The organism is Micromonospora chalcea (assembly GCF_028768405.1).
Classification (GTDB): Bacteria; Actinomycetota; Actinomycetes; order Mycobacteriales; family Micromonosporaceae; genus Micromonospora; species Micromonospora chalcea.
Genome location: NZ_CP118233.1, coordinates 4,989,296 through 5,003,440, shown reverse-complemented (window position 1 = coordinate 5,003,440; position 14,145 = coordinate 4,989,296). Strand labels below are relative to the sequence as shown.

The window sequence follows — 14,145 nt, the reverse complement described above, 5'->3', positions numbered from 1 at the left end:
ACCCGTCGTGTCGATGATCCGGCCGATCCCGCCGTCCACCTGGTACGACGGTGGGACACGCCGTCGCGAGGAGGTACCGATGACAGGTGGACGGGAGACAGTGGAGGTCGAGCCGGCGGTGTTCCGCGCCGTCTACGACTCGCCCGCGTCGCTGCCCGGGCGGCACCGCTGGACCACCCCGGAGGCGGACGTACGCCGGCTGGAGAAGCTGCTGAACATGCCGGCGCGCAGCATCGGCGCCCCGCTGTGGGTCAGCGGCGACGAGCCGGACTGCCCGAAGTGCGGGCGGCGGCCGACCTGGTACGACATCGTCGCGTCCGCGCTGCACGGCGTGCACGACCGCACGATGATCGCCCGGGTGATCCTCGGCGAACGCAAGTACGTGAACACCGAGGTGCCGGACGCGATCCCGGGCGTCCACTGTGCCGACTGCCGCACCCCGATCACCGGGTTGCGCAGCTTCAAGTGCCACAACTGGGCGTACGCGTTCGAGGCGCTGGAGGAGGTCGTCGCCCGGATGTCCGGCCTGCCGGCTCAGTCGTCGCCGCCCGCCGCCTCCTGAGCGCGCCGTTCCGGACGGCGGCCGGGCGGGGCCTGCGGCTCCGGGCCGGGGTCGGGCACCGGCGGCATCGGCCGGGTGACCGGCCCGTCGCCGGTGACGCGGAGCTGTTCGCCGTGGTGCCACAGCTCGACCGCGTCGCCCGGACCGGCGTCCGGCAGCTCGTAGCGGGCCTCCCGCGGCGTGAGCGTGACCCGCAGCCGGTGCCCGTGCCGGCGCAGGTGGAACACCAGCCGGGTGATCCGCCGCGGTAGCCGCGGCTCGAACGCGAGCACGCCCCGGTCGTCGCGCAGCCCGCCGAAGCCCTGCGCCACCACCAGCCAGGCGCCGGCCAGGGACGCCAGGTGCAGCCCGTCCGCGGTCTTGTCGCCCAGGTCGGCGAGGTCCTGCAACGCCGTCTCGGCGAACAGGTCGTACGCCAGGTCGAGGTGCCCGACCTCGGCGGCGAGGATCGCCTGCGCGGACGCCGACAGCGACGAGTCCCGGACGGTCCGCGCCTCGTAGTAGGCGACGTTGCGCGTCTTCTCCTCGGCGGTGAACTCCCCCGGGCAGCGCAGCATGGCCAGCACCAGATCGGCCTGCTTGACCACCTGCTTGCGGTACAGCTCCTGGTAGGGGAAGTGCAGCAGCAGCGGATAGTCGTCCTCGCCGGTGCCGGCGAAGTCCCACTCCGGCTGCGCGGTGAACCCGGCCGACTGCTCGTGCACGCCGCGCTTGCCGTCGTACGGGACGAACATGGCGTCAGCGGCGGCCCGCCAGCCGGCCACCTCGGCGGCGTCGACACCCAGCCGGGCGGCCACCTCGGGGCAGTCCTCGGCGGCGTCGGCGGCGCCGCGCAGGTTGCGCCGGGCCATCAGGTTCGTGAAGACGTTGTCGTCGACCAGCGCGGAGTACTCGTCCGGGCCGGTGACGCCGGTCAGGTGGAACGCGCCGGCGTCGTCGAAGTGGCCGTAGCCGTGCCACAGCCGGGCGGTCTCGATCAGCACCTCGGCACCGCACTCGGCGAGGAACCCGGTGTCGCCGGTGGCCGCGACGTACCGCAGGATCGCGTCCGCGATGTCCGCGTTGACGTGCAGGCCCGCGCTGCCGGCCGGCCAGTAGCCGGAGCACTCCCGGCCGCTGAGCGTCCGCCACGGATAGGTGGCGCCGGCCAGGCGCAGCTCGGCCGCACGCTCGCGGGCCTCGGGCAGGTGGGCGTGCCGCCAGCGCAGCGCCGAGCGGGCCAGTTCCGGCGCCAGGTACGTCAGCACCGGCAGCACGTAGCCCTCGGTGTCCCAGAGCACGTGCCCGTCGTAGCCGTTGCCGGTCAGCCCCTTCGCCGGGATGGTCCGGGCCCCGTCGGCGCGCCCCGACTGGAGCAGGTGGAACACCGAGAACCGCACCGCGAGCTGCAGCTCCGGGTCACCGTCCAGCTCGACGTCGGCGGTGGCCCACGCGGCATCCAACGCGGCGCGCTGCTCGGCGAGCAGGGCGTCGAACCCGTCGGCCCGGGCCGCGTCCGCCTCCGCGACGACCAGGTCGGCCAGCTCACCGGGCGGGGTGCCGTCGACCTCCGCCCACTCGTACGCGGCGAACCGGGTGACCCGGATCCGCTCGCCCTGGCGTACCGGACCGGACAGCGCCAGCCGGAACCGGTCGGCGGTCAGCTCGGTGCCGGTGGCGATCTCGTCGGGTGCCTCGACCCGGTGCGCGACGGCGACGGCGACCCGCTGGCCGCTGCGCCCGGTCCGGTGCCCGAGCACCCCGTCCAGGCCGTCGTCGCGGCGGATCTCGCCGGTGAGCGGGTCGTGGATCACCGAGGCGGCCCGGGGGTCGTCGGCACGTTCCGGCACACGCTGGTTGGCGAGCAGGTCGGCGCCGATCCGCAGCCGTACCGGCTCGTCCAGCGGTTCGACAGCCCAGTCGACGGCGGCGACCGGACGGCGGGTCAGCGAGACCAGGCGGGTGCTGCGGATCCGGACACCCCGGCCACCCGGCGAGACCCATTCGGTCTCCCGCCGGACCACCCCGGCGCGCAGGTCCAGCTCCTGGTGGTGCCGCCGGATCGTGCCGGTGCCCAGGTCCAGCGGCTCGTCGCCCACCCAGAGCCGGATCAGGGCGGCGCTCGGCGCGCTGATCACGGTGTCGCTGCGCTCCGGGAACGCGTACCCGCTCTCCGGGTAGCTCAGCTCGTGCTGCTCGTGGAACCCGTTGAGGTAGCTGCCCGGCATGCCGCACGGCTCGCCCTCGTCGAGCGTCCCGCGCCAGCCCACCCAGCCGTTGGCGAGCGCGAAGACCGACTCGGTCTCGCCCAGCCGGTCCAGGTCCGCGCTGGTACGCCGGATCCGCCAACCGTCGTCGCCGTGCGACACGTGCCCTCCCGAGTCCGAAGCCTGGACCGCCACCGAACCAGACCCGGCTGGGAGGCGGCTGGGACCCCGATACCCGTGGCGACCCCGCCCGCACCTGCGGGTGGCCGATCACACGGTGACGAGCACCAGCGTGGCGGCGGTGCCGAGCACCAGGAACGGCCCGAACGGCAGGTGCCCGGACCAGCGGACCCGCCGGGCGGCGAGCAGCGCCACCCCGGTCGCCCCGGCGAGGAGGAGCGCGAGCACCAGCCCGGCCACCAGCACCGGCCAGCCGTACCAGCCGAGCAGCGCGCCCGCGCCGAGCGCCAGCTTGGCGTCGCCGAGGCCGAAACCGCGCCGCCCGAGCAGCAGCGTGGTCGCGGCGAAGCCGCCGCCGAGCGCCAGAGCGGCGGCTGTGGCGCGGATCCACGGGTCCGCGCCCGTGCCGGTCAGCGCGGCCACCCCGAGCAGCGCCCACGCGCCGGCCGCGGCCGGCCAGGTGAGCCGGTCGGGCAGCCGGTGCGCCATCGCGTCCACGATCGTCATCGGCACCGCCCAGAGCAGCCACCAGGCGAGCGCCAGGCGCGCGGCGGGCACGCCGCCGGCAAGCACCGGCACGGCGACCGCCACGAGCAGCGCCACCTCGACCACGGCCGGGGCCGCGCCGACCCGGGCCCGGCAGGCCGGGCACCGGGCCGCGGGGCCGAGCGCCGGCAGTGGCCGGTCCAGCCCGATCGGGGCGGCGCAGCCGTCGCACGCCGTCCGGTCCGGACAATCCGGGGGTACGGCGTAACGCGCCACCGCCAGCCGGAGCAGCGGTACGACCGCGAGGGCGGCAAGCAGCCGGACGACCGGACGGCTGACCTCGGCCACCGGTCCGGTACGCCGTACCCGTTCAGTGGTCACGCCGGCTCCCCCGTCCGGTCGCCGTATGTTCCATCGTGAAGCACGCAGAGTGATTTCTCGTTCGCGCTGATGTGACGGGGAAGCCCGCAGCGGCGTGCGGCGCGACGCGCGACCGGCCGGGACCGACCGCGGTGTGAGCCCTATCGAACCGGCGGGACGGATCGGACGAGCGGCACGCTCCCCACCCATACCGGCGGCTCGTCGCCACCGCCACGGCGGGTACGGGTGAGCACACGCCCGCCGGCCCGGAGCCCACCGGAAGCCCGCTCGTCATCGTGACGACACACACCGGCCACCACCTCCCGTCTTCACTCACCGTGTTCACGTGAATTGCCTCTGTTGCATCGGCGGACGTGAGCTTATGCTCGCCCCTTGGGTACGACGCAACCCCCGATCAATTGGCGTCGGAGGAGTCAGGGCACAGAACCCGCAACTATCAGTACAGGTCAATACGAGTGGCGGCGACGGGGACCCGGAGCGACAGTTCCGGGTGCGCTTCCGCATGCCCGGAGCGGGTCGGCGTGATCGCCCCGGGCCGGCACCGAGGAGGGATCGGCGTTGCGCACACGGCAATCCCGCCGATGGGAAATCTGCCTGCTCAGCCTCGCGCTGGCGGTCGGCGCGGCCGGCTGCGGCACCGAGCCGGAGGCGGCCAACCGACCGCTCACCGGCCGCGCCGCCGCCCCCGCCACCCATTCCGCCGAGGCGGAGAAGGAAGCCGAAAAGGCGGCGCTTGCCGCGTATTCCGGCTATCTCGACGCGTCCCGGGCGGCGAGCGCCCGAAGCGATCCGTCCCATCCCGCTCTGGCCCGTTTTCTGGCTGATCCGCTGCTGACCCGGGTGCGAATGGCAATTCTCGACGCGAAGGAGCACGGCGCGATGCGTACCGGGAAACTGGTCTCCGACCCCACAGTGGTCTCGGTCGACCTGACCGCCCGCCCACCCACCGTCGAGATCCAGGACTGCCTGGACGCGAGCGGCTACCGGCTCGTCTACGCCAAGGACCGCAAGGCCGTGCCGGGCACCCGCGGCGGGCGCTACCTCGCCACCGCCACAGCGGCCCGCTTCCCGGACGGCCGGTGGCTGATCAACGGCGGCGCCGCACATCAGGACCAGCCGTGCTGACCTGGGGAGGAAGGGGTGTCCCGGCCCGCCCGCCCCGGGCCGGGACGCTCCGCCGGGTGCTGCTCGCCGCCGGCCTCGCCGCGCTGCTGACGCTCACCGGCGCGCCCGCGCGTGCCGCCGACCCCGGTGGCTCGTGCCCGCCGGAACAGACCGACTGCGACGTGTGGGACGACGACCCCGGCACCCCGGGCGGCCCGGGCGGGCCGGGCGGCGGGGACAACGGCGGCGGCGGCAACGGCGGCGGCGCGCCGAAGTGCCAGTGGAACGGCCGCGTCATCCCCTGCTACAACGAGACGCTCGGCTGGTTCAACAACGCCGACGGCTGCTACTACAAGCTCGCCGAGCCGCAGGACGAGGCGCCCCCCGGTAAGCAGTGGTACCAGCTCACCTGCAACGGCGGCGACACCAGCCCGGGCAGCATGCGCCAGGAGCTCCTGGACGCCCCGCCGCCCGGCTACGGCGCCCCGCCGGACCCGGAGGAGCTGGCCCGGCGCGCGCTGGCCTCGATCTCGCTGCTCCCGCCCCGGGCCTCGGTCGCGCCCCGGCGCAGTCAGGGACCCGGCCTGGTCGGGCTGCCGGTCTGGATGTGGGCCAGCCCGGGCGAGGCGTACTTCGGGCCGCTGAGCGCCTCCGCCTCCGACCGCGGGCTGACCGTGAGGATCACGGCGAAGGTGGACCGGATCGTCTGGCACATGTCCGACGACATCGACGTCACCTGCCACGGACCGGGCACGCCGTACCGGGCCGACGGGCCACGGGCCGGCTTGACCTCGCCCGACTGCGGTCTCGACGCCGGCTATCCGAAGGCCGACACCTACCAGGTCAGCGCCACCACGTTCTGGACCGTCGAGTGGTCCGGCGGCGGGGAGAGCGGCGTGATCGCCCAGAGCCGGTCCAGCGGCGTCATCCCGGTACAGATCAACGAGCTTCAGGTGGTGACCCGATGAGTGTGGTGGCAGCCCGCAACGGAACCCCGATGGAGGCGCCGGTCGCGCCGCCGAAGGTGGTCCGGCAGCGACGTGTCCGGCCCGGCCTGCTCGGCCTGGCGATCCTGCTGATCGCCCTCGGCGGGCTCGGCGCGGCGTTCGCGGTCACCTCGGTGCGCTCCACCGGCACGTACCTGGCCGTGGCCCGGCCGGTCGACGTGGGCCGGCAACTCACAGCCGACGACCTGGTGCCGGTGCGCGTCTCCGGCGGGCGGGAACTCCAGCCGGTGCCGGCCGACCGGATGGACGAGGTGCTGGGACTGCGGGCGGCCGTCCGGCTCACCCCGGGCACGCTGCTCACCGAGGCGCAGCTCACCGAGGCCCCGCTGCTCGGCGCCGGCCAGCAGCAGATCGCTCTCGGGCTGGAACCCGAGCAGGTGCCGGCCCGCAAGCTGAACCCCGGCGACAAGGTGCTGCTGGTCAGCACCCCGAGCAACGCCACGAACGGCTCCGACGCGTCCCGTGCCGGTGGAACCCGGTTCGAGGGCACCGTGATCGACACCGCCACGCCGCAGAACGGCGACGTGGTGGTCTACCTGGCGCTGACCGTGCGGGACGTGCCGGCGGTCGTGGCGCTCGCCGCCGCCGACCGGATCGCGCTCGTGCTCACCGAGGCGGCCTGATGGCGATCATCGCCCTGGTCTCGGCGAAGGGATCGCCGGGCGTCACCACCGCGGCGCTCGCCGCCGCGCTGAGCTGGCACCGGCGGCTCGTGCTGGCCGAGTGCGACCCGGCGGGCGGCTCGATCCTCGCCGGCTACCTCGGCGGGGCCCTGGACGGCCCGCGCGGCATCGGTGAGCTGGCGGTGGGCGAGCTGCGCGACGGCAGCCTGGAGCACACGTTCTGGTCCCAGCTGGTCGACCTCGACGCGCCCCGGCGCGAGCGGCTGCTGCTGCCCGGCGTGGTGGACCCGGCCCAGGCCGGCAGCGTGATCCCGCTGTGGCAGCGCTTCGCCGACTACTTCACCGGGCTGGAGCGCGGCGAACCGCCGTACGACGTGCTCGTCGACTGTGGCCGGCTCGCCGTCGGCGGTCCACCGTGGCCGCTGCTCCGGGCCGCCACCGTGGTGCTGCTGGTCACCCGGGCGACCCTGCCCGACCTCTCCGCCACCCGGGCCACCGCCCGGGCGATCGAACGGGACCTCACCGAGCACCGCGTACCGCCGGGCACGCTGCGGCTGCTCGTGGTCGGGGACGGGCACGGCACCAGCGAGATCAGCAAGGCGCTGCGGCTGCCGGTGATCGCCCGCCTGCCGCACGACCCGCGTACCGCCGAGGTGCTCGCACACGGCGGCACCGTACGCGCGAACCGGCCGCTGATGCGCGCGGCCGGCGCCCTGGAGGTGCCGGTCCGGGCGCTGCTGGACCGGCGGCGGGCCCGGCTCGCCTGGCCGGGCGCGACCACACCGCGCGCGGTGACCGCCCCGAGCGTGCCGGGGGTGTCCGGTGCGGTTTGAGCCGGTCTCCCACGACCCGCGCGGGCAGCAGCCCGGTGTCGTCTCCACGGTTCCGCCGCTGGCGCCGCCGAACGGGCGGCACCACGTGCCCGGCCCGCTCCCCGCCGCGCCCCCGCCACCGCCGCGCCCCCGGATCGACTTCGCCGTGGTCCGCGAGCTGCGCCGGGAACTGAGCGAACGGCTCACCCACTGGCAGCGCGGCCGCGAGTTCGACGCCGACGCCGAGGAGGTCGAGCGCGCCCGGCTGGCGGTCACCGTGGTCTCCGCGTACGCCGACTCGGTACGCCGGTCCGGCACGCCGATGGCGGCGGACGAGGAACGGCTGCTGCTCGACCAGGTGACAGCCGAACTCGTCGGGCTGGGCCGGCTCCAGACGCTGCTCGTCGACGACAGCATCGAGGAGGTGCACATCCTCGGCTGCGACCAGGTACGCATCACCCGGCACGGCGGCGGCGTCGACTGGGCCGAGCCGATCGCCGAGACCGACGACGAGCTGGTGGAGATCCTCCAGGCGGCGGCCCGCCGGGCGGGTGCCACCGAACGGTCGCTGTCCACCTCGAAGCCCACGCTCGACCTGCAACTGCCCGACGGCAGCCGCCTGGCCGCCGTGTTCCTGGTCAGCCACCGCCCGTACGCGGTGATCCGCAAGCACAACACGCTCGCGGTGAGCCTGGAGGACATCGCGGGCGGCCGGCCCGACCTGGACGAGATGATCGACCCGCTGCTGCGCGACTTCCTGCGCGCGTCCATGCGGGCCGGGCTGAACATCATGGTCGCCGGGCTCGCCGGGGCCGGGAAGACCACTGTCATCCGGGCGCTGATGGACGAGATCCCGTCCGACGAGCCGTACGTGCTGCTGGAGGAGAGCCGGGAACTGCTGCCGGCCCGGCGTGGGCACAAGCACCGGGCGGTGATGAGCTTCGAGTCCCGGGAGGGGCACGGCGAGCGCGGCGCGGACGGACGGCCGGCGGGTGAGGTCAGCATCGCCGACCTGATCCCGGTGTCGCTGCGGATGGGCGTGCTGCGGATCATCGTCGGCGAGGTGCGGTCCCGGGAGATCGTGCCGATGCTCCAGGCGATGACCACGAGCCGGGGCTCGATGTGCACCATCCACGCGCGTACCCCCTCGGGGGTGAGCGAACGCATCATCGAGCTGGCGCTGTCGCACGGCCGGGAGATGACAGTCGACCAGGCCCGCCGGATGGCCGGCAACGCGCTCGACCTGATCGTCTACGTGACGGTCGAGGACGAGACCGCGATCGGCGGGCGAAAGCACCGGTTCGTGTCGCACGTCGAGGAGGTCATCGGCGTCGGCGAAGGCAACCGGATCACCACGACGACCGTCTTCGGTCCCGGCCCGGACGGCCGCGCGGTCCCCCGTCACCTGCCCGAACGCATCCGCGAGCAGTTGCTGCGCGTCGGCTACGACGCCCGCCTGCTCACCCGGTTCGTCGAGGCCGGCGTGGGCGCGTGGCGGCGGCCCCGGCACACCCGCCTCGGGGCACGGCCGAACGGAGGCCCGGCGTGACGCAGATCGAACTGATCGCCCTGGTCTCCGGCGCGGCCTGCGTGGCCGGGCTGGTGCTGGCGGTGGTCGCGCTCGTCGGCACCCGCCGCCCACCGGGCCCGGCCCCCGGCGCCGGGCCCGGCCTGAGCCGGCTCTGGACCGGTTCCGGCGCGAGCCGCGCCGACCAGCGCCGCTACCAGCTCCTGCTCGGCGCCGCGGTGGTCGCCGGGGCGGCGGCGTTCCTGCTCACCGGGCTGCCGGTGGTCGGCCTGCTGGTGGCGCTCGCGGTGCCGGGCGTGCCGTGGCTGTTCGCGGTGGGCCGGGCCGAGCAGCGGGCCATCGCCCGGGTCGAAGCCGTAGGCGAGTGGACCCGCCGGCTCAAGGACATCTCGGCCACCGGCCAGGGGCTCCAGCAGGCGATCATCGGCACCATCGCCACCGCGCCGGAGGAGATCCAGGAGGAGGTACGCACGCTCGCCGCCCGCCTGCAGGCCGGCTGGCTGGCCCGCTCCGCGCTGCTCGCCTTCGCCGACGAGATCGCCGACCCGGTCGCCGACCAGGTGGTGGCCGCGCTGATCCTGCACCTCACCGACCGGGGTGAGCGCCTCGGCGACGTGCTCGGCTCGATCGCCACCGCCGCCTCGGCCGAGGTGGCGACGCGGCGCGAGGTCGAGGCCAAACGCACCCAGCCCCGGTTCGCGGTCCGCTTCCTCACCGGCATGACGCTGGCGACCCTGGCGTACGGGCTGGTGAACAGCGACTACATCCGTCCCTACGGGACGCTCACCGGTCAGCTCGTGATGGCGGTGCTCGGCGCGGCGTTCGTCGGCCTGCTGGTCTGGGTGCGGTCGATGAGCCAGCCGCCCCGGCCCGCGCGCTTCCTTTCGGCGCCCGATCCGGAGGAGGCAATCGCGTGATCCTCAACTGGCAGATGGCGATCGCGGTCCTCGGCGGGTGCGCGGTCGGGCTCGGGCTGTTCCTCGTCGTACGCGAGGCGCTGCCGGCCACCCCGGCGCTCGGCCCGGCGCTGCGCCGGCTGCACCAGCCGCCCGGCCAGGCCCCGGCCGCCGGCGCCGGACCGGACTGGCTCGGCGGGTTCGCCCGCTGGCTGCGCCCGCCGCACCGGCAGCTCGCGCTGCTCGACCGCACCCCCGAGCAGTACGCGCTGTCGGTGCTGCTCTCCGCGCTCGTCGGGTTCGCCACCCCGGCGGTCGCCTCGGCGGTGCTCTTCGTCGGCGGGGTGGCGCTGCCGCTGGCCGTGCCGGTGGTGGCCAGCCTGGGTCTGGCGCTCGGCGCCGGACTGCTCGCGCACCGCTCGGTCCTCGCCAAGGCCGACGCCGCCCGGGACGAGTTCCGGCAGGCGGTCTGCACCTACCTCGACCTGGTGGCGCTGCAGCTGTCCGCCGCGCACGGCCCGGTGCAGTCGCTGGAACGCGCGGCGGCGGTCTGCGACGGCTGGGTCTTCGACCGGATCCGGGAGGCGCTGCGGCTCGCCCAGCTCCAGATGCACTCGCCCTGGGACGAGTTGCAGGAGCTGGCCGACCGGATCGGCATCCCGGAGCTGGGCGATGTGGGCGCGATCATGCGCTCCTCCGGCAGCGAGGGCGCCCAGGTGCACGAGACGTTGCGGTCCCGTGCCGACTCGCTGCGCGACCAGATCCGTACCGACAACCTGGCCCGGGCCGAGGGGGTCACCAGCAAGTTGGACATCCCCGGCTCGCTGCTGGTGTTCGTCCTGCTCGGCTTCGCCGTCTATCCGTTCCTCGCCCGTCTGTGAACCCCATCGAGAAGGAGACGACCATGCACCTCTACGCCTACCTGTACGTGGCGGTGAGCACCCGCCTCGCCGAGCTGCGCCGGGACTCCGAGCGCGGCGACAGCCCGGTGCCGACCGCGGTGATCATCTTCGGCCTGGTCGCGGTGGCCATGGCGGTCACCGGGCTCGCCCTGGCCAAGGCGAACAACTGGATGAACGCCATCCCGAACAACACGGCGCCGCAGGCCCCGTGATGCCCCGCCCCGCCCGTACGGTCCGGAGCCGGCCGGCGCCCGCCGGCCGGCCCGCCGGTCCGCCCGGTCCGGGGCGGATCGCCGCTGCTCTGCGCGCCCGTCTGGCCGAGGGCGAGCGGGGCGCCAATCCGGTCGAGCTGGCCGTGGTGATGCCGGTGATCCTGGTGATGCTGTTCGGCTCGATCCAGGTCGCCGTCTGGTTCGTGGCCCGGTCCACGGCGCTCAACGCCGCGCAGACCGGTGTGAACGCCCAGCGCACGATCGACGCCGGGCCGGACGCCGGCCGGGAGCGGGCGATCAGCTTCCTGCAGCAGTCCGGGGACTGGCTGGTCGGCTGGGAGCAGACCGGCCCGACGTGCGTCGAGACCGCCACCGCCGTCACCTGCACGGTGCAGGGGCGCTCCCTGTCGGTCATCCCGGGTGTCTCGTTCGCGGTCACGCAGACCGCGCACGGCCCGGCCGAACGCTGGACCACCGGATGAGCGCCGGGCCGCGGCGGGACCGGGGTTCCGTCTCGATCGAGGTGGCGGTGCTCGCGCCCGCCTTCATCGGGCTGATGGTGCTGGCCGGGGTCGCCGGGCGGACCGCGATCGCGGACGAGGCGGTGGAGTCGGCCGCGCACGACGCCGCCCGGGCCGCCTCGCTCGCCCGCAACGCCGACGACGGCGCGGAGGCCGCCGAGGAGGCGGCCCAGGACCAGCTCGGCTGGGCGGGACTGAACTGCACCGGTCCGCCCCAGATCGACCTCGCGGGCTCGGTGGCCGGTACGACGACGAGCTTCGCCGCCGCGTACGCAAGCGCCGCAGGCGTGCCGGCGACCGTGACGGTCACTGTGACCTGCACCGTCTCCTTCGACGACCTGAGCGCGCCCGGCCTGCCCGGCGTGCCCGGCGGCAAGACCGTCTCGGCGAGGTTCACCTCGCCGCTGGACACCTACCGGAGTCGCGGATGACCGGGCGGCGCGCGGCGGAGAACGGCCGGGTGAGTCTCTTCCTGGCCGTGGCGATGACCGGCGTACTGGCGATCATCAGCCTCGCCTACGACGGCGCCGGCCAGCTGCGCACGCTCCAACGCGCGGACAACCTGGCCGCCGAGGCGGCCCGCGCCGGCGGCCAGATGATCGACCGCGCGCGGGCCATCGAGGGCGGCCCGAAGCAGATCGACCAGGTCGCCGCCCGCGCCGCTGTCGCCGCCTACCTCGACGCGGCGGGCGGCGTCCAGGACCACGAGGTCGACTTCCCCGTGGTCGGCGCCGAGACCCAGATCCGGGTGAGCGTGCAGATCACCTACAGCCGGGACCTGCTGAGTCTGTTCGGCGTGCAGAACACCGCCACCGTCACCGGTGAGGCCACCGCTCGGGCGCTCACCGGCCCACCGTAGGAAGGGAAGGCCGCCATGGGCGCACCCCGACGCTCCCCCGTCCGCCGCGCCGGCCAGGTTCTCACCGGCCTCGGCGCCCTCGTCGTGCTCGTCGGCGTGCTGGCCGGCGGGCCGGTCGCGCTGCTGGCGTTCGCCGGCAACCCGCTGCCGGATAACCTGCCCACGTTCGCCGAGATCGGTACGACGCTGACCAGCCGCGACGACGGTCAACTGTTCCTGCGCGCGCTGGCGGTGGTGGGCTGGTTCGGCTGGGCCACGTTCACGTTCTCCGTCGTGGTGGAGTTGCTCGCGGCTGCGGTACGCCGGCCGGCGCCGAAGCTGCCCGGCATGCACCGCCAGCAGAAGGCCGCAGCCGCGCTCGTCGGTTCGGTCGCGCTGATCCTGGCCGCGAGCCCGGCCGCGGCGAGCGCCGCCGCGCTGACCGCCCCGCAGCCGGCGGTCGCCGCTTCTGCCGTCACCGCGCCGAGCCGGGTCGCGCCGCCGGCCCCGGTCGCGTCGAAGGCGGACGACCCGGCCGTGTACCGGGTGGCGAAGGGCGACTACCTGGGCGAGGTGGCCGACCGCTACCTGGACGACTTCGACAGGTACAAGGAGCTGGCCCGGATGAACCGGCTCGCCGACCCGGACCGGATCCGCCCCGGCCAGCTCATCACGCTGCCGGACGGCGCGACGGACTCCGGCGCCCGGCGGCACGCCACCGGACGGCTGGTGGTCACCAAACCGGCCCAGACCGCACCGGTCAAGCCGGGTGGCGGCGGCGCGTCGTCAAGCGCGCCGAAGGCGAAGCCGAAGCCCACCCCGCGGGACGCGACGCCCACCGTGGAGGCGCCGGTCGGTCAGCCGCCGGCCATGTCGGCGGGCGCGTCCCGGCCCACCGCCGAGGAGGGCATCAACCGTCCGCTCGCCATCTCGGCGGTGCTGGCGGTCGCGAGCATCGTGGGCGCGCAGATCGGCGCGCTGCTGGGGTTGCGCAAGCGGCCGGTGCCCGCCCGCGCGGGTTCCAGCGGGCGGCACCGGCGGGACTGAGTCAGGGCAGCCGGGCCTCGACCTGGCCGGACACCACGCGGGTGGGGAGCACGATCTGGTCGTTCGCGGCCGGGCCGTGCACCACCTCGCCGCCGTTGAGCCGGAACGCGCTGCCGTGCCAGGGGCAGACCACGCAGGCGTGGCCGTCGATCTGCTCCACAGTGCCCTCGCCGAGCGGGCCGCTCTGGTGCGGGCAGCGCTCCAGCATCACCGTGACGTCGTCGCCGTCCCGGTAGAGGATCACCGAGACGTCGTCGATCTTCTTGGTGACCAGTTCGTGCCGGGGCAGGCTGCCCAGGTCGCCGACCCGGTGCCAGCCGTCGCTGATCAGGTGCAGCTCGGAGACGCTCTGGCTGGCCTGGGCGCCCTGCTTGTACGCGAGGTGCCCACCCAGGTACGCGCCACCGCTGGCGGCGGACAGACCGAGGTAGGACAGCGCCCGGCCGAGGCCGTGCCGCCCGTTGAGGCGGGCCGCCAGCGAGCCGGCGTACAGCGCCAGGCCGACCGTGTTGGCGGCGGCGTGCACCAGGCCGATCCGGCGCTGGTCGCGGGAGAGCGTGGCCCAGTCGTTGAGCCCGGCGACCGCTGCGGGCAGCGCGCTGACCGTACCGAGGCCCACCAGCGCGGTGGCGGCCCGGCGTTGGCCGGGCAGCAGGTCCACCACGGCGGCGGAGATCCACGCGCCGACCGGCACCTGCACCATCGCGGGGTGCAGCGGATGGCCGAGCCACACGCCGTGCAGCGCGTCGCGTACCCGCTGGGAACGCAGCGTGCCCTGGACGGCGCGCTGCAACCGGTCACCCACCCGGTCGAGACCGGTGGCCTGTTCGATCTTCGTCAGTAGTTCGCGCACCCGTTCC

The 14,145-nt window shown here is 74.8% G+C and carries 16 protein-coding genes; 13 read left to right on the top strand and 3 right to left on the bottom strand.

Annotated features, from left to right (window positions below; all coding sequences use genetic code 11):
* The first annotated feature begins 79 nt into the window (after positions 1-79).
* Complete coding sequence (locus PVK74_RS22370; RefSeq protein WP_043330744.1) at positions 80-562, top strand: hypothetical protein; 483 nt, start codon at positions 80-82, stop codon at positions 560-562.
* On the opposite strand, the gene PVK74_RS22365 is transcribed toward PVK74_RS22370, so the two are convergent.
* Positions 535-2,910, bottom strand: a complete 2,376-nt coding sequence (locus tag PVK74_RS22365; RefSeq protein ID WP_274477139.1) for a glycoside hydrolase family 65 protein — start codon at positions 2,908-2,910, stop codon at positions 535-537. The two genes, PVK74_RS22370 and PVK74_RS22365, sit on opposite strands and share 28 nt — an antisense overlap.
* A gap of 108 nt (positions 2,911-3,018) precedes the next feature.
* On the bottom strand, positions 3,019-3,795 hold the full coding sequence (locus tag PVK74_RS22360; protein ID WP_420800505.1) for a prepilin peptidase: 777 nt from the start codon (positions 3,793-3,795) through the stop codon (positions 3,019-3,021).
* Between the two features lie 558 nt (positions 3,796-4,353).
* On the opposite strand from PVK74_RS22360, the gene PVK74_RS22355 reads away from it, so the two are divergent.
* The 12 genes from PVK74_RS22355 to PVK74_RS22300 are packed head-to-tail and all read left to right on the top strand — an operon-like array spanning position 4,354 to position 13,285.
* Positions 4,354-4,920 (top strand): hypothetical protein, encoded by a 567-nt coding sequence (locus PVK74_RS22355; RefSeq protein WP_274477138.1) that lies wholly within the window; start codon positions 4,354-4,356, stop codon positions 4,918-4,920.
* A complete protein-coding gene (locus PVK74_RS22350) occupies positions 4,914-5,867 on the top strand; it encodes a hypothetical protein (protein ID WP_043327505.1) in 954 nt (317 codons plus the stop codon). The genes PVK74_RS22355 and PVK74_RS22350 overlap by 7 nt, the downstream gene beginning before the upstream one ends.
* Entirely contained in the window at positions 5,864-6,529 is a 666-nt protein-coding gene (locus PVK74_RS22345) for an SAF domain-containing protein (RefSeq protein WP_043327506.1), read from the top strand. Before PVK74_RS22350 ends, PVK74_RS22345 begins: the two co-directional genes overlap by 4 nt.
* Positions 6,529-7,362 carry a CpaE/TadZ family protein gene (locus PVK74_RS22340; protein WP_043327507.1) on the top strand — a complete coding sequence of 278 codons (834 nt, stop codon included), beginning with the start codon at positions 6,529-6,531 and terminating at the stop codon, positions 7,360-7,362. Before PVK74_RS22345 ends, PVK74_RS22340 begins: the two co-directional genes overlap by 1 nt.
* Positions 7,352-8,890, top strand: a complete 1,539-nt coding sequence (locus tag PVK74_RS22335; protein WP_274477136.1) for a TadA family conjugal transfer-associated ATPase — start codon at positions 7,352-7,354, stop codon at positions 8,888-8,890. The genes PVK74_RS22340 and PVK74_RS22335 overlap by 11 nt, the downstream gene beginning before the upstream one ends.
* The gene (locus PVK74_RS22330) at positions 8,833-9,786 is read left to right on the top strand and encodes a type II secretion system F family protein (RefSeq protein ID WP_420800504.1); all 954 of its coding nucleotides are present in this window, start codon (positions 8,833-8,835) and stop codon (positions 9,784-9,786) included. Before PVK74_RS22335 ends, PVK74_RS22330 begins: the two co-directional genes overlap by 58 nt.
* Positions 9,787-9,800: 14 nt before the next feature.
* Positions 9,801-10,646 (top strand): type II secretion system F family protein, encoded by an 846-nt coding sequence (locus tag PVK74_RS22325; RefSeq protein ID WP_124779077.1) that lies wholly within the window; start codon positions 9,801-9,803, stop codon positions 10,644-10,646.
* Positions 10,647-10,669: 23 nt separating this feature from the next.
* Entirely contained in the window at positions 10,670-10,879 is a 210-nt protein-coding gene (locus tag PVK74_RS22320) for a hypothetical protein (protein WP_013283462.1), read from the top strand.
* Entirely contained in the window at positions 10,879-11,361 is a 483-nt protein-coding gene (locus PVK74_RS22315; RefSeq protein ID WP_069088178.1) for a TadE/TadG family type IV pilus assembly protein, read from the top strand. Before PVK74_RS22320 ends, PVK74_RS22315 begins: the two co-directional genes overlap by 1 nt.
* Positions 11,358-11,831, top strand: coding sequence for a TadE/TadG family type IV pilus assembly protein (locus PVK74_RS22310; protein WP_274477134.1), 474 nt, complete (start codon positions 11,358-11,360; stop codon positions 11,829-11,831). Before PVK74_RS22315 ends, PVK74_RS22310 begins: the two co-directional genes overlap by 4 nt.
* Positions 11,828-12,259, top strand: a complete 432-nt coding sequence (locus tag PVK74_RS22305; RefSeq protein ID WP_274477133.1) for a hypothetical protein — start codon at positions 11,828-11,830, stop codon at positions 12,257-12,259. Before PVK74_RS22310 ends, PVK74_RS22305 begins: the two co-directional genes overlap by 4 nt.
* Before the next feature lie 15 nt (positions 12,260-12,274).
* Positions 12,275-13,285 (top strand): LysM peptidoglycan-binding domain-containing protein, encoded by a 1,011-nt coding sequence (locus PVK74_RS22300; protein WP_274477132.1) that lies wholly within the window; start codon positions 12,275-12,277, stop codon positions 13,283-13,285.
* Position 13,286: 1 nt separating this feature from the next.
* On the opposite strand, the gene PVK74_RS22295 is transcribed toward PVK74_RS22300, so the two are convergent.
* Positions 13,287-14,138, bottom strand: coding sequence for a Rieske (2Fe-2S) protein (locus PVK74_RS22295; RefSeq protein WP_274477131.1), 852 nt, complete (start codon positions 14,136-14,138; stop codon positions 13,287-13,289).
* Positions 14,139-14,145: the final 7 nt, after the last annotated feature.